This window comes from Streptomyces sp. NPDC047917, assembly GCF_043204345.1.
GTDB lineage: Bacteria > Actinomycetota > Actinomycetes > Streptomycetales > Streptomycetaceae > Streptomyces > Streptomyces sanglieri.
On the sequence record NZ_JBIDCA010000008.1, the window covers coordinates 185,689 to 211,499 of the forward strand.

Genomic DNA, 25,811 nt, shown 5'->3' on the forward strand with positions numbered 1-25,811 from the left:
TCAGCCCACCGCCCCGTCGTCCGCCCCGTCGTCGAACAGCGCCTCGGCGATCAGGCTCTGGCGGGCGTGCGAGAGCCGTGCCCGGTTCCAGTGGAAGATCACGGCGTGGGCTGCGGCGCGGCGCGGGCCGCGCTGGGCGTAGCCGGACTCGAAGTAGCCGGTGCGCCAGCGGGCCGCGGCCAGGTGCACCGCCTCGCAGTGGCGCTCCTGGCCCGCGCGCCAGGTCTCGGACAGACCGGTGAGGAGCTGGGCCCGAGGCTGTTCCCAGTACGCGCGGATGCCCTGCGCCGCCCGGCGGAGCGCGGCGTCCCGCAGTCCCTCGGGAAGGCGGCGTCCGGTGTCCGTGCGCACCGCGTCCCAGACGCCCCGGTGTTCCCAGCCGACGATGCCCAGGCCGTCGAACAGCTCGCGGAGCAGGGCGAGCGAGAGCCGCCAGTCGGCCGCGGCGTGCCCGCCGCCGTCACCGGGCCGCCGGGTGTGGTGGTCGAGCCAGGCCAGGGAGTCGGCGGTGAACACGTCGTGCACCCACGGCATGGAGCCGGGGCCGCCGAAGAGGTAGGACTCCGGCTCGTACACCGCACACACCGGCGGCCCGGCCAGCCCGCCGAACTCCTTGATCCGGCCGAGGAGTTCGGCCTGCAGGAGAACGGGGCCGGCCGACCTCGACGCCTGGAAACGCACGCGCAGACCGGGTGCCTTGTGCATGAAGAAGAAGGCGCGTGCGGTGTGTTCGTCGAGGAGGTCGTGCGCGGTACCGGCGAGCCATTCGTACAGGCGCGGCCATGAACGCGGCTGCGGGGCCAGATTCACCTGAACCCAGCTCGCCTCCGGGTGCTCCACCCCCAGCATGGGACCTCCGTGTGTCGTGTTCTCGGCATGACGGCGCATCTCAGGGATCGCCGGATGTGTCCGCGGAGTGGGCGCCGCGGGTATCGCCCGGAAATCACGAGAAGCCCTGTCGGGTGCTGTGTCGTCTACGGATTCGCGGACTCACGGGACGCTTCTGAACGCCCTGGCCGCTTGCCGGCCGGACCGGATGCGCCCGGGCCGACCCGGTCGGAACCGGAAGCCCTGTCTGTCTGCGCCGGACCGGTCAGGTCCGTCGACAGGTCAATTCCCTCGTCAACACCGACTGAAAGAAATATGGCAATTAGTCAGATCATGGACCGGTGTGCGCTTGGCGTGACCCGTGAGCCTGGAGCGCAGAAACCCGCGCCGTCGCACGATCCACGGCAACGGCGGACCCGAGCCGCATCCGGGCTTCGAGCGCCCCTTTTTCCGCCTGTCTGCGCAGGTCACGGCCGTGCCACGCTGACGTTGACCGGGGGCGGATCCCCGGTTGGCCGGGGGCGGATCCCCGGCCGACGTCTGGAAAGAGGTCTCTGCCATGAACCGCTTCAGCGCGCTCGCCCTCACCTCTCTCGCCCTCGCCCTGGGGCTGGGCACCGGACCCGCCGCGACCGCGGCCACCGGGAACGCCGCCCCCGAGAGCACCAGGGCTTCGTTCAGCTGCAGCCCGGGTTACTTCTGTATCTACAGCGACTGGAACGGGGGTGGCACCCGCTGCCAGTGGTCCGACAAGCAGCGGGCGAATACCGCCGACGACTGCTCGTTCATCCAGCGGGGCCAGAACGTCCGCTCCGTGTGGAACGCGACCGGGCACCGCGTGCAGTACTACACCCAGACCAACTACAACGCCCGGGTCGGCTCCACCCCCGCCGGCAACGGCGGCAACCTCCAGGGGAACTACCAGATCCGTTCCTTCAAGCCCCAGTAGCACCGGCGGCACCAGAGGTACGGAGGTCCTCCCCGGTCGGCGGCCGGGGAGGACCTCCGCATGTCCGCGTCCGGGCGTGCGGAGCATCACCCTGGACAGCCTCCATGACTGCCGGGTAACTTTTGAATGTATCTGAGCAAGCGCTTAGCCAGGCCGGGCCGAATTGTTCGGGGCGGACCCGAGACCGACCGCCGAGAGAACACCGACCGAGAACCGGCCGAGCCCACGCCGACCGAAGCTGATCTAGGAGGCACCCCGTGCGCCGTACGGTATTCAACGAGGACCACGAGGCGTTCCGGGAGACCATACGCGCCTTCATCGAGGCAGAGGTCGTCCCCCACTACGACGAGTGGTTCCAGCAGGGCATCGTGCCGCGCGAGCTCTACACCAAGCTCGCCGACCTCGGCCTGTTCGGCATCAACGTGCCCGAGGAGTTCGGCGGCGCCGGCCTGGAGACCCACAAGTTCGAGGCCATCCAGTACGAGGAGACCGCCCGCGCGGGCGTCAACTTCGGCGGCTCCGGCGTGCACGTCCTGCTCGCCCTGCCGTACATCAAGATGCTCGCCAACGACGAGCAGAAGAAGCGCTACCTGCCGAAGTTCGTCTCCGCCGAGGAGATGTGGGCGCTCGCGATGACCGAGCCGGGCACCGGCTCCGACCTCGCGGGCATGAAGACCACCGCCAAGCTCTCCGACGACGGCACGCACTACGTGCTCAACGGTTCGAAGACCTTCATCACCGGTGGCGTCCACGCCGACCGCGTCATCGTCTGCGCCCGCACCTCGGCGCCGACCGCCGAGGACCGCCGCTTCGGCATCTCCCTGTTCGCCGTCGACACCAAGTCCGAGGGCTACTCCCTGGGCCGCAAGCTCGACAAGCTCGGTCTGCGGACCTCCGACACCGCCGAGCTGGCCTTCTCCGACGTGAAGGTGCCGGTCGCGGACCTGCTCGGCGAGGAGAACAAGGGCTTCTACTACCTCGGCCAGAACCTGCCGTCCGAGCGCTGGGGCATCGCCTACGGCGCGTACGCGCAGGCCAGGGCCGCGGTCCGGTTCGCGCAGCAGTACGTGCAGGAGCGCACCGTCTTCGGCAAGACCGTCGCGTCCTTCCAGAACACGAAGTTCGAGCTGGCCGCCTGCCAGGCCGAGGTGGACGCCGCCGAGGCCGTCGCCGACCGCGCCCTGGAGGCCCTGGACGCCGGTGAGCTGACCGCCGCCGAGGCCGCCTCCGCGAAGCTGTTCTGCACCGAGGTGGCGCACCGCGTCATCGACCGCTGCCTCCAGCTGCACGGCGGCTACGGCTACATGAACGAGTACCCGATCGCCCGCCTCTACGCGGACAACCGGGTCAACCGCATCTACGGCGGCACCAACGAGGTCATGAAGTCGATCATCGCCAAGTCCATGGGCCTGTGAGAGCGGCTACGTTCCTCCCATGAGCGCAGCACTCGACTCCCTGCTCGATCTGCTCGACCTGGAGCAGATCGAGCGGGACATCTTCCGGGGTACGAGCCGTTCGGCGGTCGTCCCCCGTGTCTTCGGCGGCCAGGTCGCGGCGCAGGCCCTGGTCGCCGCGGGCCGTACCGTCCCCGCTGACCGGACCGCCCACTCCCTGCACTCCTACTTCCTCCGGATGGGCGACCCGGGCGCGCCGATCGTCTACAGCGTCGACCGCATCCGCGACGGCCGCTCCTTCACCACCCGCCGGGTCGTCGCCGTCCAGCACGGCCAGCCGATCTTCCACCTCTCGGCCTCGTTCCAGACGTACGAGGAGGGCCTGGAGCACCAGGCGGCCATGCCGTCCGCCCCGGACCCGGAGACGCTGCCCACGGCGGCGCAGATGCTGCCCCGGTACGCGGACCGTTTCAGCGGGCCGGGCGTCGTGGACCGGCTGATCGAGGCGCGGGCCGCGGTCGACCTGCGCTACGTGGACGCGCCGCCCTTCGGCACCGTCGGCGAACCGCGGGAGCCCCGCTCCCAGGTGTGGTTCCGCACCAACGGCAAGCTCGCGGACGATCCGCTGCTCCATGTCTGCATGGCGACGTACGTCTCCGACATGACGCTGCTCGACTCGGTGCTCCTCGCCCACGGGCGCGGCGGCTGGGCGGTCGGTGACGTGGTCGGCGCGAGCCTCGACCACGCGATGTGGTTCCACCGGCCGTTCCGGGCCGACGAGTGGCTGCTGTACGACCAGGAGTCGCCGTCCGCGTCCGGCGGCCGCGGGCTCGGCCAGGCCCGGATCTACACCCAGGACGGCCGACTGGCGATCACCGTCATCCAGGAGGGCGTGGTCCGCGTCCCCCGGGACTGACACGCTCCGGTACCGAGGCGCTCCGGGACCGACGCACTCCGGTACGGGCGCGCTCCGGTACTGACACGCCTCGCGTCGGCGGGCCGTGGACGGACGGTTCGGACATACTCCCCACCATGAACGACGAGACCACGAGTGGCGCGAGGACCGGTGGTGGGGAGTCCGGCGGAGCGGAGCCCGGTGGCGGGAAGTCCGGTGGCGGGGAGTCCGTCTTCACCGTCGTCGTCGCGGCGTTGGCCAATCTCGGCATCGCCGTCGCGAAGGCGGTCGCCGGGCTGATCAGCGGATCGAGCGCGATGCTCTCCGAGGCGGCGCACTCGTTCGCCGACATGGTCACCGAGCTGATGCTGCTCACCGCGCTGAAGCGCAGCGAGAAGCCCGCCGACGAGGGACACCCGCTGGGCTACGGCCCCGAGCGCTACATCTGGGCGATGCTCGCCTCCGTGGCCACGTTCGTCGGCGGTGCGGTCTTCTCCGTCTACGACGGCATCCACGCCCTCGCCGAGGGCGGGAAGCCCGGCGATCCGCTCATCTCGTACATCGTGCTCGGCGTGGCCTTCGTGCTGGAGGCCTTCTCGCTGCGCATCGGGGTCCGGCAGGTCCGCCACGAGGCCGCCCGGCTGCGGGCACCCGTCCGGCGCTACTTCCGCCTCACCCCCGACACCGCGGTCAAGGCCGTGGTGATGGAGGACTCGGCGGCGCTGGCGGGTCTGCTGCTCGCCGCGGGCGGCCTGCTCGGCGGCCAGCTGACCGGTTCCGGGGTCTGGGACGGCATCGCGTCGGTCCTGATCGGTCTGCTGCTGGTGTACGTCGCCTGGGTACTGGGCCGTTCCAACGCGCAGTTGCTGATCGGCCGTCCGGTGCCGGAGTCGGTGCGGGCCGGCATCCGCGAAGAGCTGCTCTCCGTCCCGCACATCGTCGACGTACTGGAACTCACCACGCTCATCCAGGGCCCGACGGAGTTCCTGATCGCCGCGAAGGTCGACTTCCGGGACGCCTCGACCGCCGACCAGATCGAGTGGGCGTGCGAGGAGGCGGAGGAACAGCTGCGGGAACGCTATCCGTCGGTGCGCCGGGTGTACCTGGACCCGACGCCGGGGCTGCGGCAGCAGCGGCGCCGGGCGGGCGGGGCGGGTGCCTGACCGGGCCTACGAGCGGGCCAGGTTCCGAAGTTCCTGGACGGACATGCTCCCGGCGCGGGCCGCGAGGTGGTCCTGGACGGTCTTGTGCAGGAAGGCGTACCCCTCCCCGGCGCGGCGCATGATCGCCCGGTCGGTCGCGTAGTCGAGGAACTTCCGCTGGAGGTGGTCCATCACGGGCGACCCCAGGAACGGCAGGGGCACCCGGTAGACGAAGATCATGCCCCGGTAGACCCGGTTCGGCCTGCTGGCGGGATTCCCGGCCTCGTACCCGCTCATCCGCCGCATGCCCCGCAGCATCCAGTACATCCACGACGGCAGGAGCCGTCTGGCCACGTCGTCCGGGGCCTGGAGCACGACGTGCGAGGGATCGTTCGGGTAGTACACCGTCGCGTGGACCAGGCTCAGGCTCTGGGCGAGCCGCAGCAGATCGGCCTGCACCTGGCCGGCGGGGCGTTCCGGCGTGATCGGCCGGCCGCGCAGGCTCCGGTCGCGGTGGATCATGCGCTCGATGTAGGCGTCGAAGATGCGCCCCCTGCGCTCCCCCGCGTCGCCGGAGGCCGCGACCTCGGTCTCGTCCACGCCCTCGTAGGCGAGGACGGCGACACCCAGCATGAGCGGTGTGGTCAGCAGCCGGGCCAGCACCGGATCGGCGGCCGCCGCTGCCGCCAGGCCGCGCAGCCGTCCGCCCGCGCTGTTGAGCAGGGCGTGCACGGCGGCGACCTCAAGGGGCTGTACGCAGACCGCTCCGTTGACGGTGAGCCGTTGCGCCAGCTCGTCGTAGTCGGTCGAGCGGCAGGAGACGGCGATCGGGCACTGCGGGTGCTGCTCGGCGGAGAGCAGTTCGTTGATCGCCCGGACGCAGTCGCCGCGCAGGTCCGGGGCGACCTCGTCGAGCCCGTCCAGGACCAGGGCGATGCCGTTGTCCCGCAGCAGTGCGAGGCCGGTCGCCCGGGGCACCCGGTACCGGGTGTGCAGTTCGTCGAGGATCCATCGTGCGAACGGTTCGCCGTGCCAGTCGGTCAGCAGCAGGAAGGCAGGCACGGGCGCGGTGCCGTCCCGCTCGGCCGTCTCGATCAGCTTCTCGGTCAGTTCGAGCATCCGCGAGGTCTTGCCGGCGCCGGGGGCGCCCAGCACGAGGAGCTGGCCGCGGTGGCGGTCGAAGACCTCGTCGACCCGGGTGCCCGCGGGCAGCGGCGCCCCGCTTCCCTGCCCGCCGGTGATGAGCCGGGGCGCACCCCAGGGGTCGTGCACGGCCGCCTGCTGCTCGGCCAGGCCCAGCTCGATCCGTACCGACCGCTCCCAGGTCCGGTCGGCGCCGTCCGTCCAGCTCCGGCGCACGGCGTGCAGCAGGGCGGCGCGCGCCGAGGCCCGTTCACCGGCGCCCGGCTCGGGGACCGCGTCCTGTGGCACCAGGCCGCGCAGATGCACGATGTAGAGGAGCAGGCCGACCAGCACGAAGGCGACGGTCGCGCCCACGACGAGCGTCCGGCGGTCGTCGCCCGCGAAGCCCTTGTAGATGTCGGGCAGCAGCCCGGCGGCGAGTTCCTGGAGGATGAAGAGGGCGAGCAGGATGAGCAGCCCGGTGAGAACCGATCTCGAACCGCTCCTGCGGGGTCGCTGCCCCGGTGCAAACATGCGCCCCCCACACCCGACGTCCGATGCTCGTGGCGCAGAGTAGCAACTGTGCGGGCAGACCGTGGAGTCCCGGGACGGGGCCGGGGACCGGTCCCCGGCCCGCCACCGGGATCGGCTCGGCGTCAGCCCCGCGTCAGGCCCGCCGCGTCCAGCAGGTACTCCGTCATCGGGTCGTAGAACCGCGGGTCCAGCACGTGGTCGTCCAGCGGAACGGCCACCTGGAGCGTTCCCTCCGCCTCGCCGAGGAAGAGTGCCGGGTCGTTGCAGTCCGCGTACCCCACCGCGTCCAGACCGCGCTGCGCCGCGCACCCGGCCCAGCCGTGGTCGGCGACCACCAGGTCCGGCAGCGGGCGGCCCTCGCGCTCCAGACCGTCCAGGATGGCGGCCATCGGGGCGGGCGAGTGCGTGTGCCAGAGGGTCGCGCCGCGCTCCTGTACCGCGACGTCCGCGAACTGGAACACCATGCCCTCGTCGGCGATCAGCCCCGAGGGAATCACCACGATCTCGCATCCGGCGGCTCGCAGCGCGGCGGCGGTCTGCCGGTGCACGTCGAGGAGCCCGCCCGGGTGCCCGGTCGCGAACAGCACCCGTTCCGCGCCCGCCACCGCCTTCCGCAGCCGCGCCGCCATCCGCTCCAGGGCGTCGACGGTCAGCTCCGGGTCGATGGTGTCCTGCCCGAACCGGTGCTCCGGGTCGTCACTGACCCCGCAGCGCTCGGCCATCACCGCCAGCACGTCCTGCTCGTCGCGCCACCGGTCGCCCAGCTCCAGGCCCAGCCAGTAATGACGGTCGCCGTTGGCGAGCTTGCGGTAGTGGGAGAGGTTGTTGTCGCGGGGTGTGGCGACGTCTCCGGCGATACGCGTACGGACGAGATGTTCGACGAGGGCGGCACGGCTGGGTATCGGCATGAACCCATTGTGCCGTCAGGTGTGCGCTGTGTGCCCGGTGTCTTGACCGACGGACGTATCGATACGCACCGGGAACGGGCCCGCGTCCGTCCGGGCCCGGCACTGTCCGGGCCCGCCGGTCAGGGCAGGCGCGTCGAGTACGTGACCTTCTCCAGGTGGTAGTACTCGGCGACGCACTGCGCCGGCCACGTTCGTCGGCCGTGCCCGGCGAACGGTTCCAGCATCCGGCCGACCGGCACCGGCGTGTACGGGAGCACCCGGGCGCCGCGCGCCGCCCCGTCCCGCAGCGAGCGGTCCTGCCGGTCCCAGCGCTCGGCACGCACCTGCATCTCCGTACCCAGCCGGAACAGCGGAACGGCGAGACCGACGCAGGTCAGCACGGAGACGGCGGACGCGGCGACCGCCGTCGCCGTACGCGTCCGCCACCGGCGGGCTCGCAGCTCCCGCCCCAGCAGCGCGCCGACGCCGGTCAGCAGCAGCACGTACACCAGGAGGAAGTCGCCCCAGACGCGGGCCGCCGTCACCACGCCCGGCCCGAAGACCGGATAGGTGACGACGGTGCAGAGACAACCGGAGACCAGGAAGGCGAGGACACCGACACCGACCGGGAGCAGGGGCCCGCGCACCCGGGGCCCGTCCGGCCCCTGCCCGTCACCGCGCACCGACAGGCCGAGCAGTACACCGACGGCGAGCGCCCCCGCGTACTGCCACGTCGTGAGGACCGTCGCCAGGATCTCGCCGAACGCCCGCAGCGCCGCGCCCAGTTGCTCCGCGCCGAACATGGAGCCCGCGTCGGCCCCGAACCGTTCGTGCCGGGCGTGCGCGCCGGGCGAGAAGTACAGGACGGCCGCCCCGATCACGACCCCGGCGAAGGCGGCCGCGCACCAGACGCGCGTACGGACGGGTCCGGGCCCAGGTCCGGGAACGGGTCCCGGAACGGTCCGGAAGCTGAGCAGCAGTACGGCGCAGAGCACGACGCACGCGACGACCGAGGTCTCCTCCGACAGCGTCCCGATGAAGACTCCGGCGGCGAGGGCCACGACGGACGCGAGCGCCCGTCCCCGGCTGCTCCGCGCACGCAGCAGCGGAATCACGGCGGCACAGGCCAGCACCGGGGAGACGGTGTGCGAGACGGAGGAGGCGGGCCAGTAGAACGTCTTGTACGTGTCGGGCGTCGCGAGCAGGAAGACCGCCGAGGCCGTCGCGGCCACCAGCAGCGGCACCCCGCGCGGCGCGCTCAGCCCGGCCCGGCCGAGCACGGCGAGTACGAGCGCCCGGAGGACGCCGACCACGACCACCCCGCTGACCAGCGCGTACCACTGCTGGCCCGGGACACCGAACGCCCCGTACGCGACGACCAGCAGGGCGTTGGCGACGCGCCCGTTGTCGTGCAGGTAGAACTTCGCGATCATCCCGGAGGCGCCCTCGTCCCGCACGACCGGGAGGAAGCACCAGTCGTCCGCTCCCGGGCGGACCAGCCGGCCGATCCGGAAGGCCGCGCCGAGCAGGGCGAGCGGGAACAGGATGAGGGCCGCCGTCCGGACCGCCGCCCACCGGCGCGTCACGGGCCGTCCCGGCCCGCCCTCCACCGGCCCGCCCTCCACCGGGGCGCGCCCCGCGCTCCCCTCCTGTACGGCAACCGGCCCCGTGACGTCCGCGGTCTTCTCCGTGTCCACGCCGCTCACCCCGCGTCCGCCGAAGCCCGAACCGGCGACGAACCCGTATCCGCACTCGTATCCACACCCTCATCCGCACCGGTGCCGGTGCCGGTGCCAGCATCCGCACCCGCACCCGCACCCGCGCCCGCATCCGCACCCGCTGCGACGGAATTCGGGGAAACGCGCGGGGATTCACTCGTTTCCCGCACCACGTAATGCGGCCGGTGTTTGGCCTCGCCGTAGATGCGCCCCACGTATTCGCCGATGACCCCCAGCGTGGCGAGCTGGATTCCGCCGAGGGCCACGACGGCGGTCAGCAGGGTGGTGTAGCCGGGCACGGCGATTCCGTGCACCGCGACGCCGACGATGATCCACAGGGCGTATCCCAGTGCCGCCAGCGCGAGGGCGAGACCGGCGTAGATGGCCAGGCGCAGCGGGCGGCTGTTGAAGGAGATCAGTCCGTCGATCCCGTAATTGAGCAGATGCCTGCCGCCCCATTTCGAACTTCCCGCCGCCCGCCGGACGTTCCGGTAGGTGAAGGCGGCGGTGTCGAAGCCGATCCAGGAGAAGATCCCCTTGGAGAACCGGTTGGTCTCGGGCAGTGCGAGCACCGCGTCCACGGCGGTGCGCGACAGCAGCCTGAAGTCGCCTTCGCCGTCGATGACCGGCACGTCCATGCACCGGCCCACGGCGCGGTAGTAGGCGGTGCTGAGCAGCGTGCGCAGGGCGCCCTCGCCGGTGCGGTCCCGTCTCGCGACGACCTGGTCGTACCCGCGCTGCCGCAGCTCCAGCATGCGGGGCAGGAGTTCCGGCGGGTGCTGGAGGTCGGCGTCCATGAGGACGACGGCATCGCCGCGGGACATGCGCAGCCCGGCGAGCATGGCGGCCTCCTTGCCGAAATTGCGGCTGAAGGAGGTGTAGCGGACCCGCCGGTCCGCGGTGGCGAGCGAGCCGATCCGGGCTCTGGTGCGGTCGCTGCTGCCGTCGTCGACATAACAGATCTCGAACGTCCGCCGAGTGGGTTCGAGAACGGAGACCAGCGCACGGTGAAACGCCTCGATCACCTCGTCCTCATTGAAGCAGGGGACGACGACCGAGACCTGACATGTTTTCATTCACATTCCCATCAGGCGTGGTCGAGACGGTTCAAACCATATGCCTGTGGATCACCGCAACACCCCGACGGACATCGCCGCACCGGGAAAAGAGCGGGAGAAACGAAAGGGAAAGGGAAGGAGAATCCGATCGACCATCCCCCCTCGCACATAAATTCATACACTCGCGCATAAATTCATATTTTTGCAGCGGCGTGATCATTCGCCTCGCACGGAAAACCCTCCCCGCGCCGCGTCCGCCGCCACGCCGCGTCCGCCCCACGCTCGCGCTCAGGCGCGGGCCGCCGCCTCGAACGCCCCGCGCGCCAGCCGGTGCAGCAGTGCCGCCGTGTCCGCGCGGTCCGGGAGCGCGCCGGGCCGGCCCAGGTGCGGGGTCGAGTTCAGCAGGCCGAAGACGGCGTGGACGGCGGCGCGGGCCTCGTGCTCGGGCAGGTCCGGGTACATCTCGCGGACCACCTCCACCCACACCTCGACGTACTGCCGCTGGAGCTGGCGGACCCGCTTGCGGTCGGCGTCCCGGAGACGGTCGAGCTCGCGGTCGTGGAGGGTGATCAGGGGGCGGTCGTCGAGGGCGAAGTCGATGTGGCCCTCGATGAGCGCGTCGAGCAGCGCCTGCGGGGAGCCGTCCTGACTGGCCGCGTCCTGCGACACCCGCAGCCGCCCGCCGGCCAGCAGCCGCTCGCTGATGCCGACCAGCAGCTCGGCGAGCATCGCGTCCTTGCCGGGGAAGTGGCGGTAGAGCCCGGGTCCGCTGATGCCGACGGCAGCGCCTATCTCGTCGACACCGACGCCGTGGAAACCGCGCTCGGCGAAGAGGCGGGCGGCCTCCTTGAGGATCTGCTCGCGGCGGGTGGGGGCGTCCGTCCTCGTGGTCATGGATTCGATTCTAGACAGTCGGGTTAGCGAACGTTAACCGACGCCGGGCCGCGCCCACAGCGTCACCGTGCGCAACAGCCACTCCACCGGCCCGAACCGGTACCGGCGCATCAGCCACTCGCTCAGCGCGAGCTGGCCGGCGTACAGCACGATTCCCCCGCCGACCGCCGCCGCGGCGCCCGTACGGCCGTACAGCCCGAGCCCGTACCCGGAGAAGACGAGGGCCATGACGAGGGACTGGGTCAGGTAGTTGGTCAGCGCCATCCGCCCGGCGGGCGCGAGGACCCGGGCCGTCGCGGCGCCACCCGGTGTGGCGAACCACAGCAGCAGCGCGGTGGCATACGCGGCCGAGAGCGCCGGGGCCGCGACCATGCCGACCGCCAGGCCCAGCAGCAGCCAGCGCTCCGACAGCGGTCCCACGATCGCCGCGGCGGAGAAGACCGCCCCGGGGATCCCGACGGCGAGCCCGGTCAGGAGGATGCGGCGCAGCCGCGAGCGGTCGGCGAGGGCGGCCGCGCCGAGCCACTGCCGCCGTCCAGCCACGAACCCCATGAGAAAGGCGGCGGCGACGAACCCGCCCATCAGCACGACGGCCGCCGCCGTCTCGGGCAGCGCCCGGAAGTTGGCGCCGACGACCTCGGCGAATCCGCCCCGGTAGGCGGCCGTCAGCTCGGCGTTCGCCGTGGCGTCCGCGCCCGCCTCGGCCGGGTCGAGCAGCGCGACCCCCAGGCCGATCAGGATCAGGAAGCCGCCGGCGGCGCCGAACACCCACAGCGCCGCGCGTCGGACCGCGCCGGGCCCGGCGTTCCTGACGGCCAGCAGGAGCAGCCCGAACAGGGCGTAGATCATCAGGATGTCGCCGGAGTACAGCAGCACCGCGTGGGCGAACCCGAGTACGAGGAGCGCGGCCAGCCGCCGCGACATCCGGGGCACGAAGCGCGCCCCGGCGCGGGCGGCCGAGTCCATCTGGAGGGTGAAGCTGTATCCGAACAGGAAGGAGAAGAGCAGGTAGAACTTCGACTGCGCGAGGAGCACGACCAGCCACTGCACGGCTCCGTCCGCCGCGTGCACCTCCGCGAGGAGGTCCCTGGCGCCCGGCGGCCCGGCGGTCGTCATGAGGTTCACGACCAGGATCCCGGCGAGCGCGAACCCGCGCAGCGCGTCCACTTCGAGGATGCGCGACCTCCCGCCCGCACCCACGTCCCGCACCATCTGCTCCTGCGCCTGCGCCTGCGCCACCTGCGATTGCTGCGTCATCCGCCCTTTTCCCCCTTTTCCCCACCCCGAAGGCCGTCACAGGCCGACGACCGACCCCGCTCCGGGTCAGGGAGCGGCGCGGGCCATTATCCCGACCGACCCGACCGACCAGACCGACCAGCCAGACCGGCCAGACCGACCGGGCCGACCGGACCGACCGGACCGACCGCCAGATCGACCGGACCGAGCGGAATCGGCACAGACGCGGACCGAGTACCGACCGACTGCCCTGGACAAGGCTGTTAGCGCTCGTTAACCTGAAGCCGGACGTTAACGGTCACTAACTACTGCGGTACGGGCAAGGGGGCTCGACACGATGCAGCAGGCACCGGTGCTGACGAGCGCGGCCGATCCCGCCTCCGAGGCCTGGAAGGCCAACGAGGCGGCGCATCACGCACTCGCCGACGAGCTGCGTGAGCGGCTCGCCACAGCCAGGCTCGGCGGGGGTGAGAGGGCCCGCGCCCGGCATGTGGCGCGCGGCAAGCTGCTGCCCAGGGACCGGGTGGACACCCTGCTCGACCCGGGTTCCCCGTTCCTGGAGCTGGCCCCGCTGGCGGCCGAGGGGCTGTACGGGGGCGCCGCCCCGGCGGCCGGCGTGATCGCCGGGATCGGCCGGGTCAGCGGCCGGGAGTGCGTGATCGTCGCCAATGACGCGACCGTCAAGGGCGGCACGTACTACCCGATGACGGTGAAGAAGCACCTCCGCGCCCAGGAAGTGGCGCTGGAGAACCGCCTCCCCTGTCTGTACCTGGTCGACTCGGGCGGCGCGTTCCTGCCGATGCAGGACGAGGTCTTCCCGGACCGCGAGCACTTCGGGCGGATCTTCTACAACCAGGCGCGGATGTCGGGGGCGGGCATCCCGCAGATCGCCGCCGTGCTGGGTTCGTGCACGGCGGGCGGGGCGTACGTCCCCGCGATGAGCGACGAGGCCGTGATCGTCCGCAACCAGGGCACGATCTTCCTGGGCGGTCCCCCGCTGGTGAAGGCCGCGACCGGCGAGGTCGTGACGGCCGAGGAGCTGGGCGGCGGCGAGGTGCACTCCCGTACGTCGGGGGTGACCGACCACCTCGCCGAGGACGACGCGCACGCGCTGCGGATCGTGCGGAACATCGTCGCCACGCTGCCGGACCGGGGCGCGCTGCCGTGGTCCGTGCGGCCCGTCGAGGAGCCGCGGGTCGATCCCGCCGGCCTGTACGGCGCGGTCCCGGTCGACTCCCGCACCCCGTACGACGTGCGCGAGGTGATCGCCCGGGTCGTCGACGGCTCGGGGTTCGCCGAGTTCAAGGCCGAGTACGGCACGACGCTGATCACCGGCTTCGCCCGGATCCACGGACACCCGGTCGGGATCGTCGCCAACAACGGCATCCTGTTCTCCGAGTCCGCCCAGAAGGGCGCCCACTTCATCGAGCTGTGCGACCAGCGCGGCATCCCGCTGGTCTTCCTGCAGAACATCTCGGGCTTCATGGTGGGCCGGGACTACGAGGCCGGCGGCATCGCCAAGCACGGCGCCAAGATGGTGACGGCGGTCGCCTGCACCCGCGTGCCGAAGCTGACGGTGGTGGTCGGCGGTTCGTACGGCGCGGGCAACTACTCCATGTGCGGCCGGGCATACTCCCCCCGCTTCCTGTGGATGTGGCCCAACGCGAAGATCTCCGTCATGGGCGGCGAGCAGGCCGCGTCCGTCCTCGCGACGGTCAAGCGCGACCAACTGGGCGACGACTGGAGCGCGGCCGACGAGGAGGCCTTCAAGGCTCCGATCCGCGAGCAGTACGAGACCCAGGGCAATGCCTACTACGCCACGGCCCGGCTCTGGGACGACGGTGTGATCGACCCGCTGGAGACCCGGCAGGTGCTGGGGCTGGCCCTGACCGCGTGCGCCAACGCCCCGCTGGGTGAACCCGGCTTCGGCGTCTTCCGGATGTGAGGAACAGATGACGATGTTCGACACGGTTCTGGTCGCCAACCGCGGCGAGATCGCGGTACGCGTCATCCGCACGCTGCGGGAGCTGGGCGTCCGCTCGGTCGCCGTCTTCAGCGACGCGGACGCGGACGCCCGGCACGTCCGGGAGGCCGACACGGCGGTACGGATCGGGCCCGCCCCGGCCTCGATGAGCTACCTGAGCGTGCCCGCGCTGCTGGACGCCGCCCGCCGCTCCGGCGCGCAGGCCGTCCACCCGGGATACGGATTCCTCGCCGAGAACGCGGGCTTCGCGCGGGCGTGCGCCGAGGCGGGGCTGGTCTTCATCGGCCCGCCCGCCTCCGCGATCACGCTGATGGGCGACAAGATCCGGGCCAAGGAGACGGTCGCGGCGGCCGGGGTGCCCGTGGTGCCCGGCTCGTCCGGGAGCGGGCTCACCGATGCCCAACTGGTCGACGCGGCCCGCGCGATCGGGATGCCGGTGCTGCTGAAGCCCTCGGCGGGCGGCGGCGGCAAGGGCATGCGGCTGGTGCGCGACGAGGCACTGCTCGGGGACGAGATCGCGGCCGCCCGGCGTGAGGCGCGGTCCTCGTTCGGCGACGACACCCTGCTGGTGGAGCGGTGGATCGACCGGCCCCGGCACATCGAGATCCAGGTGCTGGCCGACGCCCATGGCAACGTGGTCCACCTCGGCGAGCGCGAGTGCTCGCTCCAGCGCCGCCACCAGAAGATCATCGAGGAGGCGCCCTCGGTCCTGCTCGACGAGGAGACCCGGTCGGCGATGGGCGAGGCGGCCGTCCAGGCGGCCCGCTCCTGCGGCTACGTCGGCGCGGGCACGGTGGAGTTCATCGTCCCGGGCAACGACCCCGCCTCGTACTACTTCATGGAGATGAACACCCGCCTCCAGGTCGAGCACCCGGTCACCGAGCTGATCACCGGCCTGGACCTGGTGGAGTGGCAGCTGCGGGTGGCGGCGGGCGAGCGACTCCCGTACAGGCAGCAGGACATCACCCTCACCGGCCACGCGATCGAGGCCCGGATCTGCGCGGAGGACCCGGCACGCGGCTTCCTGCCCTCCGGCGGCACGGTCCTCGCCCTGCACGAGCCGCAGGGCAACGGCGTACGGACGGACTCCGGCCTGGCCACGGGCGGCGAGGTCGGCAGCCTGTACGACCCGATGCTGTCGAAGGTCATCGCGTACGGCCCCGACCGGCCGACCGCCCTGCGCCGGCTGCGTGCGGCGCTCGCGGAGACGGTGATCCTCGGCGTCCCGACCAACGCCGGATTCCTGCGCCGGCTGCTCGCCCACCCGGCGGTGGTGGCGGGCGATCTGGACACGGGCCTGGTGGAGCGCGAGGCGTCCGGCCTGGTCCCGGAGGGCGTCCCCGAAGAGGTGTACGCGGCAGCGGCCCTGCTGCGCCACTCCACGGACCCCGCCGCCGACGCCGCCGGCTGGGTCGACCCGTTCTCGGTGGCCGACGGCTGGCGACTCGGCGGCACCCCGGCCCGTACGGTGCTCGACTTCCGGCTGCCGGGCCGCGACCCGGTGCAGGTCTCGCTGCGCTCCTGCCCGGCCGGTACGGAGCTGACGTTCGGCCATGTCGGGGAGGGCGCCGAGCCGCCGCAGCCGGTGACGGGTGCCTGCGGTCCGCTGGCGCCGCTGCCCGGCGGCCGGGAGACGGCCAGACCGGTCGAGGTCTCCGGCCCCCGCCTCACCCTCGAACTCGGCGGTGTCACCCACACGTTCAGCCATGTCCGCTCCCCGGAGGGCGTGTGGCTCGGCCGGGACGGCGACAGCTGGCACGTACAGGATCACGACCCGGTGGAGGCGTCGCTGGCCGGCGCGGGCCGTTCCGGGGCGGACACCCTCGCCGCGCCGATGCCGGGGACGGTCACCGTGGTGAAGGTGGCGGTCGGTGACGAGGTCGTGGCCGGCCAGAGCCTGCTGGTGGTGGAGGCCATGAAGATGGAGCACGTCATCTCCGCCCCGCACGCCGGGACCGTGACCGAGCTGGACGTCAGCGCCGGCGCCACGGTCGCCATGGACCAGATCCTGGCCGTGGTCGCACCCGTAGAGGCTCCCGAGGAGGAGGCATGACGACGCCCCGCACGCTCCCCATGACCGTCCCGGCCCCGGATCTGCCCGCCCGGGTCCGCATCCACGAGGTCGGTGCCCGCGACGGGCTGCAGAACGAGAAGGCCGTCGTACCGACCGAGGTGAAGGCGGAGTTCATCCACCGGCTGGCCGCGTCGGGCCTGACCACCGTCGAGGCGACCAGCTTCGTGCACCCCAAGTGGGTGCCCCAACTGGCCGACGCCGAGGACCTGTTCCCCCGGCTGTCCGACATCGGGGGCGTCGCCCTGCCGGTCCTGGTCCCGAACGAACGCGGCCTGGACCGGGCGCTGGCCCTCGGTGCCCGCCGGATCGCGGTGTTCGGCTCGGCGACCGAGACGTTCGCCGCCCGCAATCTCAACCGCACCGTCGACGAGTCGCTCGCCATGTTCGAGCCGGTCGTCGCCCGCGCCAAGGCCGACAAGGTGCATGTGCGCGGCTATCTGTCGATGTGCTTCGGCGACCCGTGGGAGGGGCCCGTCCCCGTCCACCAGGTCGTCCGGGTCGCCAAGGCACTGATGGACCTCGGCTGCGACGAGCTCTCCCTCGGCGACACCATCGGCGTGGCCACGCCCGGCCACGTACAGACCCTGCTCTCGGAGCTGAACGAGGAGGGCGTACGCACCGACACCATCGGCGTGCACTTCCACGACACCTACGGCCAGGCCCTCTCCAACACCCTCGCCGCCCTCCAGCACGGGGTGACCACGGTGGACGCCTCCGCGGGCGGCCTCGGCGGCTGCCCGTACGCGAAGAGCGCGACCGGAAATCTCGCCACCGAGGACCTCGTGTGGATGCTCGAAGGCCTCGGCATCGAAACCGGGGTCGATCTCGACGCGCTCACCGCCACCAGCGTGTGGCTCGCCGAACAACTGGGCCGACCCAGCCCGTCCCGTACCGTCCGCGCGCTCTCGGTGCGATAGAACCCCCGTTCCCACAAGGAGTGACCCCTGCCATGTCCCTGGACCACCGGCTGACCGCCGAACACGAGGAACTGCGGCGCACCGTCGAGGAGTTCGCGCACGACGTGGTCGCGCCGAAGATCGGCGACCTGTACGAACGGCACGAGTTCCCGTACGAGATCGTGCGGGAGATGGGACGGATGGGCCTGTTCGGGCTTCCGTTCCCGGAGGAGTACGGCGGCATGGGCGGCGACTACCTCGCCCTGGGGATCGCCCTGGAGGAGCTGGCCCGGGTCGACTCCTCCGTGGCGATCACCCTGGAAGCGGGGGTCTCGCTGGGCGCGATGCCCATCTACCACTTCGGCACCGAGGAGCAGAAGCGGCAGTGGCTGCCGAAGCTCTGCTCGGGCGAGGCGCTCGGCGCGTTCGGCCTGACCGAGCCGGACGGCGGCTCGGACGCGGGCGGCACCCGGACGACGGCGGTGCGCGACGAGGCGGCCGGCGAGTGGGTGATCAACGGCTCCAAGTGCTTCATCACCAACTCCGGTACGGACATCACCGAGCTGGTCACGGTGACGGCGGTGACCGGCCGCAAGGAGAACGGCGCCCCGCGCATCTCCTCCATCATCGTGCCGTCCGGCACCCCCGGCTTCACGGTCGCCGCCCCGTACTCCAAGGTCGGCTGGAACTCCTCGGACACCCGTGAACTCTCCTTCACCGGCGTCCGGGTCCCGCTGGCCAACCTCCTCGGCGAGGAGGGCCGCGGCTACGCCCAGTTCCTGCGCATCCTGGACGAGGGCCGGATCGCCATCTCCGCCCTGTCCACGGGCCTGGCGCAGGGCTGCGTCGACGAGTCGGTCAAGTACGCCGCCGAGCGCCACGCCTTCGGCCGCCCGATCGGCGCCAACCAGGCCATCCAGTTCAAGATCGCGGACATGGAGATGCGCGCCCACATGGCCCGCGTCGGCTGGCGCGACGCGGCCTCGCGCATGGTCGCGGGCGAGCCCTTCAAGAAGGAGGCCGCGATCGCGAAGCTGTACTCCTCGACGGTGGCGGTGGACAACGCCCGCGACGCGACCCAGATCCACGGCGGCTACGGCTTCATGAACGAGTACCCGGTCGCCAGGATGTGGCGCGACTCCAAGATCCTGGAGATCGGCGAGGGCACGAGCGAGGTCCAGCGCATGCTCATCGCCCGCGAGCTGGGCCTGCCGTCCTGACGTACGGGTGACGGTACGTGCCGGGTGGGCCGATCCCGTCGGCCCGCCCGGCCGGCCCCGGAGGTCAGTAGCGGTGGTTGGGCCAGTACGGGTCCTCCCAGCGGGCCGGGCCGGTGAGGCCGACCAGACGTATGCGGTGGAGCAGTTCGTCGGGGGCGCCGTGGGCAATGAGGCGGGGCCGGGCGTGGCCCAGCAGCCAGGCCGTCAGCTCGGCGCGTCTCTCGCCCCCGTCGTCCTCGCTGTCCCAGGCATCCCAGGGGAGTTCGTCACCGAGGAGGTAGTACTCCCAGTGGGCGGCGGCCTCGGTGAGGTGCTGGGTGGCCGGGGCGCCGGTCTGCGCCTCCCAGTGGGCGAGCCACGGGGTGAGCGCGCCGGATGCCTCGACGAGCAGGGCGAGGAGTTCGTGGGCCGGGACGGCCGGGGCCGGGACGGTGAGGGTGTGGGTCCACCAGGAGTGGAGGAACTCCCGTACTGCCGAGGCCTGTTCACCCGGCCACTGCTGCCAGTGGCCCCGATCGAACGAGCGGCCGATCTCCTCCGGGCCGAGGCAGGGTTCGACGCGGCCCGCGACGAGGGACCGCGCGAACTGAGGGAGGATCCGGCGCAGCACCGCCGCGTGGTCGCTCCAGTCGATGGCCCGCCAGGTGCGTTGCAGGAGGTCGTGGTCCAGCTCGATGTCCGCCACCTTGAGCCGGGCGAGCTCCTCGGCGCTGCCCCAGTGGCACTCGCAGTTGTTCTCGTCGGGGCGGGCGGTCATGCCGCGGAAAGTGACGGCGAGGTTGTCCAGCGCGGCGTCGAGGCGGCGACGGGCGAGGTGCGCGGCGGAGGGGCGCGAGGAGGTCATGGGCGTGATCGCCTTCAGGGCTCCGGGGGCTGACGCCGTCCGAAGAGCGCGACACTACCGGAACCGCCGCCGCCCGTCCCCGCGAACGCGGAGAACGGGCGGCGGCGGAGCAGTACGCGAAGCGCGGATCAGACCTTGGCCGGGGCCGGTTCCGGCACGGCGTCGGCGCCGTCCCCCGCGCGGCGCGCGGCCGGGATGGCGGCGGCGATCACCGCCGCGACCAGGGCGACGCCGCAGCCGACCATGAGGCCGGTACGGAAGCCGCTCTCGGAGGTGAGGTCGTAGCCGCCCATGGAGACGGTCATCTGGGAGAGGACCACGCCGACCACCGCGGCGCCGATCGACGTACCGAGCGAGCGCATGAGCGTGTTGAAGCCGTTGGCGGCGGCGGTCTCGGACAGCGGGACCGAGCCCATGATCAGCGCCGGCATCGCACCGTACGCCAGGCCGACACCGCTGCTGGTCACCATGCCCACCACCATCAGGCCCCACGCGGAGCCCATGAGCACCAGCGCCAGGCCGTAGCCGACCGCGATGACCAGGACGCCGCACACCAGGGTGAACTTCGGGCCCCGGGCGTCGATGAGCTTTCCGCCGAGCGGGGAGATGAGCATCATCATGATGCCGCCGGGCGCCAGCCACAGGCCCGCCGCGAGCATCGACTGGCCCAGGCCGTAGCCGGTGGCGGAGGGGAACTGGAGCAGCTGCGGCGCGATCAGCATGCTGGCGTACATGCCGAAGCCGACGAAGACCGAGGCGAGGTTGGTCATCAGCACCCGGGGACGTGCGGTGGTGCGCAGGTCGACCAGCGGGTCGCGGGTACGCAGCTCCCACAGGCCCCAGGCGAGCAGCACCACGACGGCGGCGGCGAACAGGCCGAGCGTGGTGGCCGAGCCCCAGCCCCAGTCGGCGCCCTTGGAGACCGCGAGCAGCAGGCAGACCAGGCCCGCCCCGAGACCGAGCGCACCGAGCACGTCGAACCGCTGGCCCTTGGCGCCGGCCGGCACATCGGGGATCAGGAACCAGATCAGCACCGCGACCACGGCGGCCAGGCCGGCCGAGCCCCAGAACAGCACCCGCCAGTTCGTGTACTGGGCGACCGCCGCGGCGATCGGCAGGCCGAGTGCGCCGCCGATGCCCATGGAGGCGCTGACCAGCGCGATGGAGGAGCTGAGCTTCTCCGCCGGGACCACGTCACGCAGCAGGGCGATGCCGAGCGGCAGCACACCCATGCCCATGCCCTGCAGGCCGCGGCCGACGATCATGGGGACGACGGAGGAGGAGAGCGCGCACACCACCGAGCCGGCGATCAGCGGCACGGAGCACACGAGCAGCATCCGGCGCTTGCCGACCATGTCGCCCAGGCGTCCGGAGACGGGCACACAGACGGCGGACACCAGCAGGGTGACGGTGATCACCCACGCCGCGTTCGAGGGGGTGGTGCTCAGGATCTGCGGCAGCTCCGCGATGAGCGGGGTGACCAGGGTCTGCATGATCGCCGCCGTGGTGCCGGCGATGGCCAGCGTGGCGACTACACCGCCGGTGCGGGTTGATGGCTGGGGCGCGCCCATCCGGGACTCCTCGGGTTATGCACGGAAAGAAGACTATGCATCGTACACACTTCATGCATCAGGCACGTTATATGTATGTTGCATAGACCTGTGGGAGGATGAGGGCCGACATCCGGAAGCACGCCGGGACGCCCGGACGACAACAGGAGGCGGCAGGCGCATGACCAGGCCCACACACGAGGTCGAGTACGAGCAGATGCTCCTCAGCCGCCACGGCCTCCTGCAGAACAAGGGCGGGCGGCGCAAGGACGGCCTGATGGACCGCAGCGCCTACATCCTGCTCAGCCGCGTCCGCGTCCAGGGTCCGATGTCGATCGGCGAGCTCAGCGACGCCTTCGGGCTCGACGCCTCCACCCTCAACCGGCAGACCGCGGCGGCCATGCGCGCCGGACTCGTGGAACGCATCCCGGACCCCGAGGGCGGCATGGCCCGCAAGTTCCGGATCACCGACGAGGGCGCCCGCATGCTCGACGCGGAACGCGAGGGTCTCGTCGAATCCCTGGAGCGGGTCATGACCAACTGGTCGGACGAGGACATCTCCGGCTTCGCCGCCTACCTGCGGCGCTTCAACACCGACATCGAGCGCCTGGGCGGCCGCCCCTGGCCGCGCCCCTGACCGTTCGCGGGCCGCCCGGGGAACCGGACGGGATGCGACGGGATGCGACGGAATCCGTTCGACAGCGCGCCGCACCGCGCGGCAGAGTCCGTCCATGAAGCCGCAGCACTGGCCCCTGTACGGGCTCCGCCTCCGCACGCCCCGCCTGGAACTACGCCTCCCGGACCTGGAGTTGCTGGACGGCCTCTCCTCGGTCGCCGCCGACGGGGTGCACGCACCGGACGAGATGCCGTTCACCATCCCCTGGACCGACGTACCGCCCGAGGAGCGCGGCAGGGCGGTGTTCCAGCACGTGCTGTCCACCGTCGCCGACTGGTCGGTCCAGGACTGGGCGCTGAGCCTCGCCGTGCTGCACGAGGGCCGGGTGGTCGGGCGGCAGGACCTGACGGCGAAGGACTTCGCCGTGACCGGCCAGGTCGGCACCGGCTCGTGGCTGGGCCTCGCCCACCAGGGCCGGGGCATCGGCACCGAGATGCGGGCCGCCGCCCTGCATCTCGCCTTCGCCGGCCTCGGGGCCCGGACCGCCGTGTCGGACGCGCTGACCGACAACCCGCGCTCGCTGGGCGTCTCGCACCGGCTCGGCTATCTGCCGGACGGCATCACCGTCGCCGCCGTACGGGGAGCGCCGGTCACCGTGCAACGGCTGCGAATGGACCGGGCACGCTGGGAGGAGTGCCGGAGCGTCGAGGTCACCATCGAGGGACTCGACGGCTGCCGGGCGGAGTTCGGGGCATGACGCCACCGGCGCACACCTTGGTCCACGACGGCCGTCCGGCGGCCGGCCGGAACACGGCCGCCGGACGGGCCCGGTCGGCTCACTCGGCGGCCCAGGGAACCTCCGGCGCCCGGTAGTAGTTGATGCCCAGCGCCGAGAACCTCGGCCCCTGCGCCCCGAGCCGCACCTTGTACGTGTCCCAGTCGTGCGTGGCCGCGGGCGACCAGCCGAGTTCCGCGACCCCGGGCAGCCGGGGGAACGCCATCTGCTCGACCTCGTCGCTGTCGGTCAGGGTCTCCGACCAGAGCGGCGCCTCGACGCCCAGGACCGACTCTGCCGGGGCGCCGGCCAGGTACGTCGCCGGGTCCCAGTCGTACGAGCGCTGCACCGGGACGTAACCGGCCCAGGCCAGGCCCAGCACGGTGTCCTTGTCGTACTTCATGTCGAGGTAGCTGCGGTCGGCCGGGGACAGCACCAGCTTCGTCCCGTTCACGGCGGCGTCCGCGACCTGCTTGCGCTCGGCCTCGCCCGTACGGTCGTAACCCCAGTACTGGGCGACCGCGCCCTTCACCGGCGTACCCCCGGTCAGCTGGTGCCAGCCGACCACGGTCTTGCCGTACTTGCCGACGATCGCCTGCGCCTTGTCCATGAAGGCCACATAGTCCTCGTGGCTGGTGGAGTGCGCCTCGTCGCCGCCGATGTGGAGGTACTCGCCGGGGGTGAGCTCGGCGAGCTCGCGGACCACGTCGTCCACGAAGTCGTACGTGACGGCCTTCGGCACGCAGAGCGAGCTGAAGCCGACATTCGTGCCGGTGTACAGCGGCGGCGCGACCCCGTCGCAGTTCAGCTCCGCGTACGAGGCGAGTGCCGCGTTGGTGTGGCCGGGCAGGTCGATCTCCGGGACGACCTCCAGATAGCGGGAGGCCGCGTACCGGACGATCTCCTTGTAGTCGTCCTTCGTGTAGTGGCCGCCGGGTCCGCCGCCGACCTCCGTCTGCCCGCCGTACGTGGCGAGCTGCGGCCAGGAGTCGACGGCGAGCCGCCAGCCCTGGTCGTCGGAGAGATGCAGATGGAGCTTGTTCAGCTTGTAGAGGGCGAGCTGGTCGATGTAGCGCTTGACCTCGCCGACGGAGAAGAAGTGCCGGGAGACATCGAGCATCGCGCTCCGGTACGCGTAGCGCGGCGCGTCCGTGACCGTGCCGCCCGCGACCGTCCACGGGCCCTTCTGGGGGCTCTTCCGCTCGACGTCGGCCGGGAGCAGCTGGCGGAGCGTCTGGACGCCGTGGAAGAGCCCTGCGGGACCGCGCGCGGTGATGGTGACCGAGCCCCGGGCGGACTTCAGGCTGTAGCCCTCGGCGCCCAGCCGGCCGTTGCCGGGTTCCACGCGCAGCCGGATGCCGTCGGCGCCGTCACCGGTGACCGGCAGCGGGTATCCGGTGGACGGGCGCAGCACGCCCGCCAGGTAGTCGCCGACCCTCCGGGCCCCGTCGGAGCCGGCGACGCGGATCCGGGTGCCCGCGGTGATGGTGTACGCGGAGCCGCCGGGCCTGGCCTCGGCGGGGGCGGGCACGATCTGGCCCAGCGGACGGGGGGAGGCGGCGGCCGGGGCGCTGTTCACCGCCGGTCCCTCCGGAGCCGCGCCGACGCCGGCGATCCCGGCCGCCGTGACGAGCAGCAGCGAGCCGAGCAGGCGGGGAAGGGCGGTGCGCTGTGTCCTGTGCAGTCTCACGAGCCGGGTCCCTTTCGACGGGTTCACACCTGTGGGTCTCCTGAGCAACCGAACCTTCACCATGCGTATCGCCCGCCTCACACATGGTCAAGGTGTAGACCACTCCCCTGTTCATGGGGCTGGCAGAATCTGCCGCATGGCGGAAATAATCCAGCGCGACGGGACCTGGACCTTCGACGGCGAATCGGTGCGGATCGTGCCGGGCAGGGGCAAGGGCATCCACCCGCTCCGGGAGGGGCTGGGTGAACGCGTCGTCCCGCTGAGGGCACTGGCGGGCATCTCCTTCGAGCCGGACCGCAAGGGCGGCCGGCTGCGACTGCGGCTGCGCGACGGCGCGTGCCCGGTCCTGCGCGCGGCCGGCGGCAGGCTCAAGGACACCGCGGACCCGTACCAGCTGACCGTGGAGAAGGACCGCGGCGGAGTGGCGGAGTACTTCGCCGACGAGGTGCGCAACGCCCTGCTGATCGAGCAGGTGCCGACCGACGCGGTGGACGGCTTCCTGCTGCCGGGGCCCGCGGTGCCGGTGGCCGGCGGTGGCGGGGACGGCACGGCCTCGTTCGACGGGGAGACCGTCCGCCTGACCTGGAACTGGAAGGCCACGGAGGCCAAGACCTCCGGCGGCCCGGTCTCGTTCCCGGTGTCGGAGGTGACCGCCGTGCACTGGGTGCCCGCCATCGGCCTGGAGAACGGGCACCTGCGCTTCGTACGGGGCGACGGGACGGCGCCGGTCCGGGCGGCCGAGTACGACCTGTACTCGCTGGACCTGTGGGGGCTGTCCAAGAAGGAGTACACGGCGGTACTGGTCGCGGCGGCGGTACTGGTGCGGCTGCCCGGGACGGCGGGGAGGACGGCCGGGGCCGTCGGGGCCGTCGGGGTGGGAGAGGCCGGAGGGGCCGCGCCCGCCGAGGTCGCGGCCCCGGCCGCACCACCCGTACCCGCGCCCGCCGGCGACGATCACGACGTCCTGCTGCGACGGCTGCGCGAGCTCGGTGAGCTGCACCGGTCCGGAGTCCTCACCGACGACGAGTTCGCCGCCGCCAAGCAGGCCGTTCTCAAGAACCTCTGAGCGGGCACCCCGAAGGAACGTCCGAGCAGGTGCCCGCAGAACCTCCGAGCGGGCACCCCGACCCGTTCGAGGCCATTCGAGACGGCAATCACACGCTTCCCTGCCCGATATCGGGCAGAATTGTTGCGTAAGCGCCCCGACCGCCGCAATATCAACGAGTGCTCGAACGCCGCGCGTCGCATGACGACCTCATCGATCACCTGGTGCGCAGCACCGCGCTCCAGCGCGGTGAAGCCGCCCGGGTGATCCTCGACGTGCTGGCGTACTTCGACGAGACGACCGACGACTTCGTCCGCCGCCGCCACCGCGAACTGCAGTCCGGCGGCCTGGTCAACGCGGAGATCTTCGAACGGATCGCGGCCGAGCTGCCGCACCGGGCGGTCGCGCCGCCGGAGCTCTCGCTCCGCCAGCTGCGCCGCATCGTCTACGGCTGAAGAAC

At 71.9% G+C, this 25,811-nt stretch carries 22 protein-coding genes; 12 read left to right on the forward strand and 10 right to left on the reverse strand.

Features of this window, described 5'->3' with window-relative positions:
- The gene (locus tag ACGF8B_RS20810) at positions 1-849 is read right to left on the reverse strand and encodes a thiopeptide-type bacteriocin biosynthesis protein (RefSeq protein ID WP_392740482.1); all 849 of its coding nucleotides are present in this window, start codon (positions 847-849) and stop codon (positions 1-3) included.
- 538 nt (positions 850-1,387) lie between these two features.
- Here ACGF8B_RS20810 and ACGF8B_RS20815 point away from each other — a divergent pair.
- The 4 genes from ACGF8B_RS20815 (at position 1,388) to ACGF8B_RS20830 (ending at position 5,229) form a co-directional block, all read left to right on the forward strand.
- Positions 1,388-1,777, forward strand: coding sequence for a peptidase inhibitor family I36 protein (locus tag ACGF8B_RS20815; RefSeq protein ID WP_392740486.1), 390 nt, complete (start codon positions 1,388-1,390; stop codon positions 1,775-1,777).
- 257 nt (positions 1,778-2,034) lie between these two features.
- Positions 2,035-3,192, forward strand: a complete 1,158-nt coding sequence (locus tag ACGF8B_RS20820; protein ID WP_342281486.1) for an acyl-CoA dehydrogenase family protein — start codon at positions 2,035-2,037, stop codon at positions 3,190-3,192.
- 19 nt (positions 3,193-3,211) lie between these two features.
- Positions 3,212-4,087, forward strand: coding sequence for an acyl-CoA thioesterase II (locus tag ACGF8B_RS20825; RefSeq protein WP_259935169.1), 876 nt, complete (start codon positions 3,212-3,214; stop codon positions 4,085-4,087).
- 116 nt (positions 4,088-4,203) lie between these two features.
- Positions 4,204-5,229 (forward strand): cation diffusion facilitator family transporter, encoded by a 1,026-nt coding sequence (locus ACGF8B_RS20830; RefSeq protein ID WP_392740491.1) that lies wholly within the window; start codon positions 4,204-4,206, stop codon positions 5,227-5,229.
- A gap of 6 nt (positions 5,230-5,235) precedes the next feature.
- On the opposite strand, the gene ACGF8B_RS20835 is transcribed toward ACGF8B_RS20830, so the two are convergent.
- From ACGF8B_RS20835 to ACGF8B_RS20860, 6 genes are all read right to left on the reverse strand, one after another.
- Positions 5,236-6,864, reverse strand: a complete 1,629-nt coding sequence (locus ACGF8B_RS20835; RefSeq protein WP_392740494.1) for an NACHT domain-containing protein — start codon at positions 6,862-6,864, stop codon at positions 5,236-5,238.
- Between the two features lie 122 nt (positions 6,865-6,986).
- Positions 6,987-7,772, reverse strand: coding sequence for a phosphatase (locus tag ACGF8B_RS20840; protein WP_392740496.1), 786 nt, complete (start codon positions 7,770-7,772; stop codon positions 6,987-6,989).
- Positions 7,773-7,891: 119 nt separating this feature from the next.
- Positions 7,892-9,448: a DUF6056 family protein gene (locus ACGF8B_RS20845; RefSeq protein ID WP_392740498.1), complete on the reverse strand. Its 1,557-nt coding sequence runs from the start codon at positions 9,446-9,448 to the stop codon at positions 7,892-7,894.
- Positions 9,449-9,453: 5 nt separating this feature from the next.
- Positions 9,454-10,545 (reverse strand): glycosyltransferase family 2 protein, encoded by a 1,092-nt coding sequence (locus tag ACGF8B_RS20850; RefSeq protein ID WP_392740501.1) that lies wholly within the window; start codon positions 10,543-10,545, stop codon positions 9,454-9,456.
- Between the two features lie 270 nt (positions 10,546-10,815).
- Entirely contained in the window at positions 10,816-11,421 is a 606-nt protein-coding gene (locus ACGF8B_RS20855; RefSeq protein WP_392740504.1) for a TetR/AcrR family transcriptional regulator, read from the reverse strand.
- A 33-nt stretch (positions 11,422-11,454) separates the two neighbouring features.
- Positions 11,455-12,678 (reverse strand): DUF418 domain-containing protein, encoded by a 1,224-nt coding sequence (locus tag ACGF8B_RS20860; RefSeq protein ID WP_392740507.1) that lies wholly within the window; start codon positions 12,676-12,678, stop codon positions 11,455-11,457.
- A 316-nt stretch (positions 12,679-12,994) separates the two neighbouring features.
- Here ACGF8B_RS20860 and ACGF8B_RS20865 point away from each other — a divergent pair, with 316 nt between their 5' ends.
- Genes ACGF8B_RS20865 through ACGF8B_RS20880 form a run of 4 tightly spaced genes read left to right on the forward strand, consistent with a single transcriptional unit; the run spans position 12,995 to position 18,831 of the window.
- Positions 12,995-14,602, forward strand: coding sequence for a carboxyl transferase domain-containing protein (locus ACGF8B_RS20865; RefSeq protein WP_392740509.1), 1,608 nt, complete (start codon positions 12,995-12,997; stop codon positions 14,600-14,602).
- Positions 14,603-14,609: 7 nt separating this feature from the next.
- Positions 14,610-16,694 carry an acetyl-CoA carboxylase biotin carboxylase subunit gene (locus tag ACGF8B_RS20870; protein ID WP_392740511.1) on the forward strand — a complete coding sequence of 695 codons (2,085 nt, stop codon included), beginning with the start codon at positions 14,610-14,612 and terminating at the stop codon, positions 16,692-16,694.
- Positions 16,691-17,632: a hydroxymethylglutaryl-CoA lyase gene (locus ACGF8B_RS20875; RefSeq protein ID WP_392740514.1), complete on the forward strand. Its 942-nt coding sequence runs from the start codon at positions 16,691-16,693 to the stop codon at positions 17,630-17,632. The genes ACGF8B_RS20870 and ACGF8B_RS20875 overlap by 4 nt, the downstream gene beginning before the upstream one ends.
- A 32-nt stretch (positions 17,633-17,664) precedes the next feature.
- Positions 17,665-18,831 (forward strand): acyl-CoA dehydrogenase family protein, encoded by a 1,167-nt coding sequence (locus tag ACGF8B_RS20880; RefSeq protein WP_392740517.1) that lies wholly within the window; start codon positions 17,665-17,667, stop codon positions 18,829-18,831.
- A 64-nt stretch (positions 18,832-18,895) separates the two neighbouring features.
- On the opposite strand, the gene ACGF8B_RS20885 is transcribed toward ACGF8B_RS20880, so the two are convergent.
- Together ACGF8B_RS20885 and ACGF8B_RS20890 are read right to left on the reverse strand one after the other, a co-directional pair.
- Positions 18,896-19,675, reverse strand: coding sequence for a hypothetical protein (locus ACGF8B_RS20885; protein ID WP_392740518.1), 780 nt, complete (start codon positions 19,673-19,675; stop codon positions 18,896-18,898).
- 128 nt (positions 19,676-19,803) lie between these two features.
- Positions 19,804-21,246: an MFS transporter gene (locus ACGF8B_RS20890; RefSeq protein WP_392740521.1), complete on the reverse strand. Its 1,443-nt coding sequence runs from the start codon at positions 21,244-21,246 to the stop codon at positions 19,804-19,806.
- Positions 21,247-21,406: 160 nt separating this feature from the next.
- On the opposite strand from ACGF8B_RS20890, the gene ACGF8B_RS20895 reads away from it, so the two are divergent.
- Positions 21,407-21,862, forward strand: coding sequence for a MarR family transcriptional regulator (locus ACGF8B_RS20895; RefSeq protein ID WP_342281500.1), 456 nt, complete (start codon positions 21,407-21,409; stop codon positions 21,860-21,862).
- A gap of 94 nt (positions 21,863-21,956) precedes the next feature.
- Complete coding sequence (locus tag ACGF8B_RS20900; protein ID WP_392740524.1) at positions 21,957-22,598, forward strand: GNAT family N-acetyltransferase; 642 nt, start codon at positions 21,957-21,959, stop codon at positions 22,596-22,598.
- Between the two features lie 79 nt (positions 22,599-22,677).
- On the opposite strand, the gene ACGF8B_RS20905 is transcribed toward ACGF8B_RS20900, so the two are convergent.
- Positions 22,678-24,306, reverse strand: a complete 1,629-nt coding sequence (locus ACGF8B_RS20905; RefSeq protein ID WP_392740527.1) for a beta-N-acetylhexosaminidase — start codon at positions 24,304-24,306, stop codon at positions 22,678-22,680.
- Positions 24,307-24,442: 136 nt separating this feature from the next.
- Between ACGF8B_RS20905 and ACGF8B_RS20910 the strand changes: the two genes are divergently transcribed.
- Both ACGF8B_RS20910 and ACGF8B_RS20915 read left to right on the forward strand, forming a co-directional pair.
- A complete protein-coding gene (locus ACGF8B_RS20910; RefSeq protein ID WP_392740530.1) occupies positions 24,443-25,372 on the forward strand; it encodes a DUF4429 domain-containing protein in 930 nt (309 codons plus the stop codon).
- A 158-nt stretch (positions 25,373-25,530) separates the two neighbouring features.
- The gene (locus ACGF8B_RS20915; RefSeq protein ID WP_392740533.1) at positions 25,531-25,806 is read left to right on the forward strand and encodes a hypothetical protein; all 276 of its coding nucleotides are present in this window, start codon (positions 25,531-25,533) and stop codon (positions 25,804-25,806) included.
- The last annotated feature ends 5 nt before the right edge of the window (positions 25,807-25,811 follow it).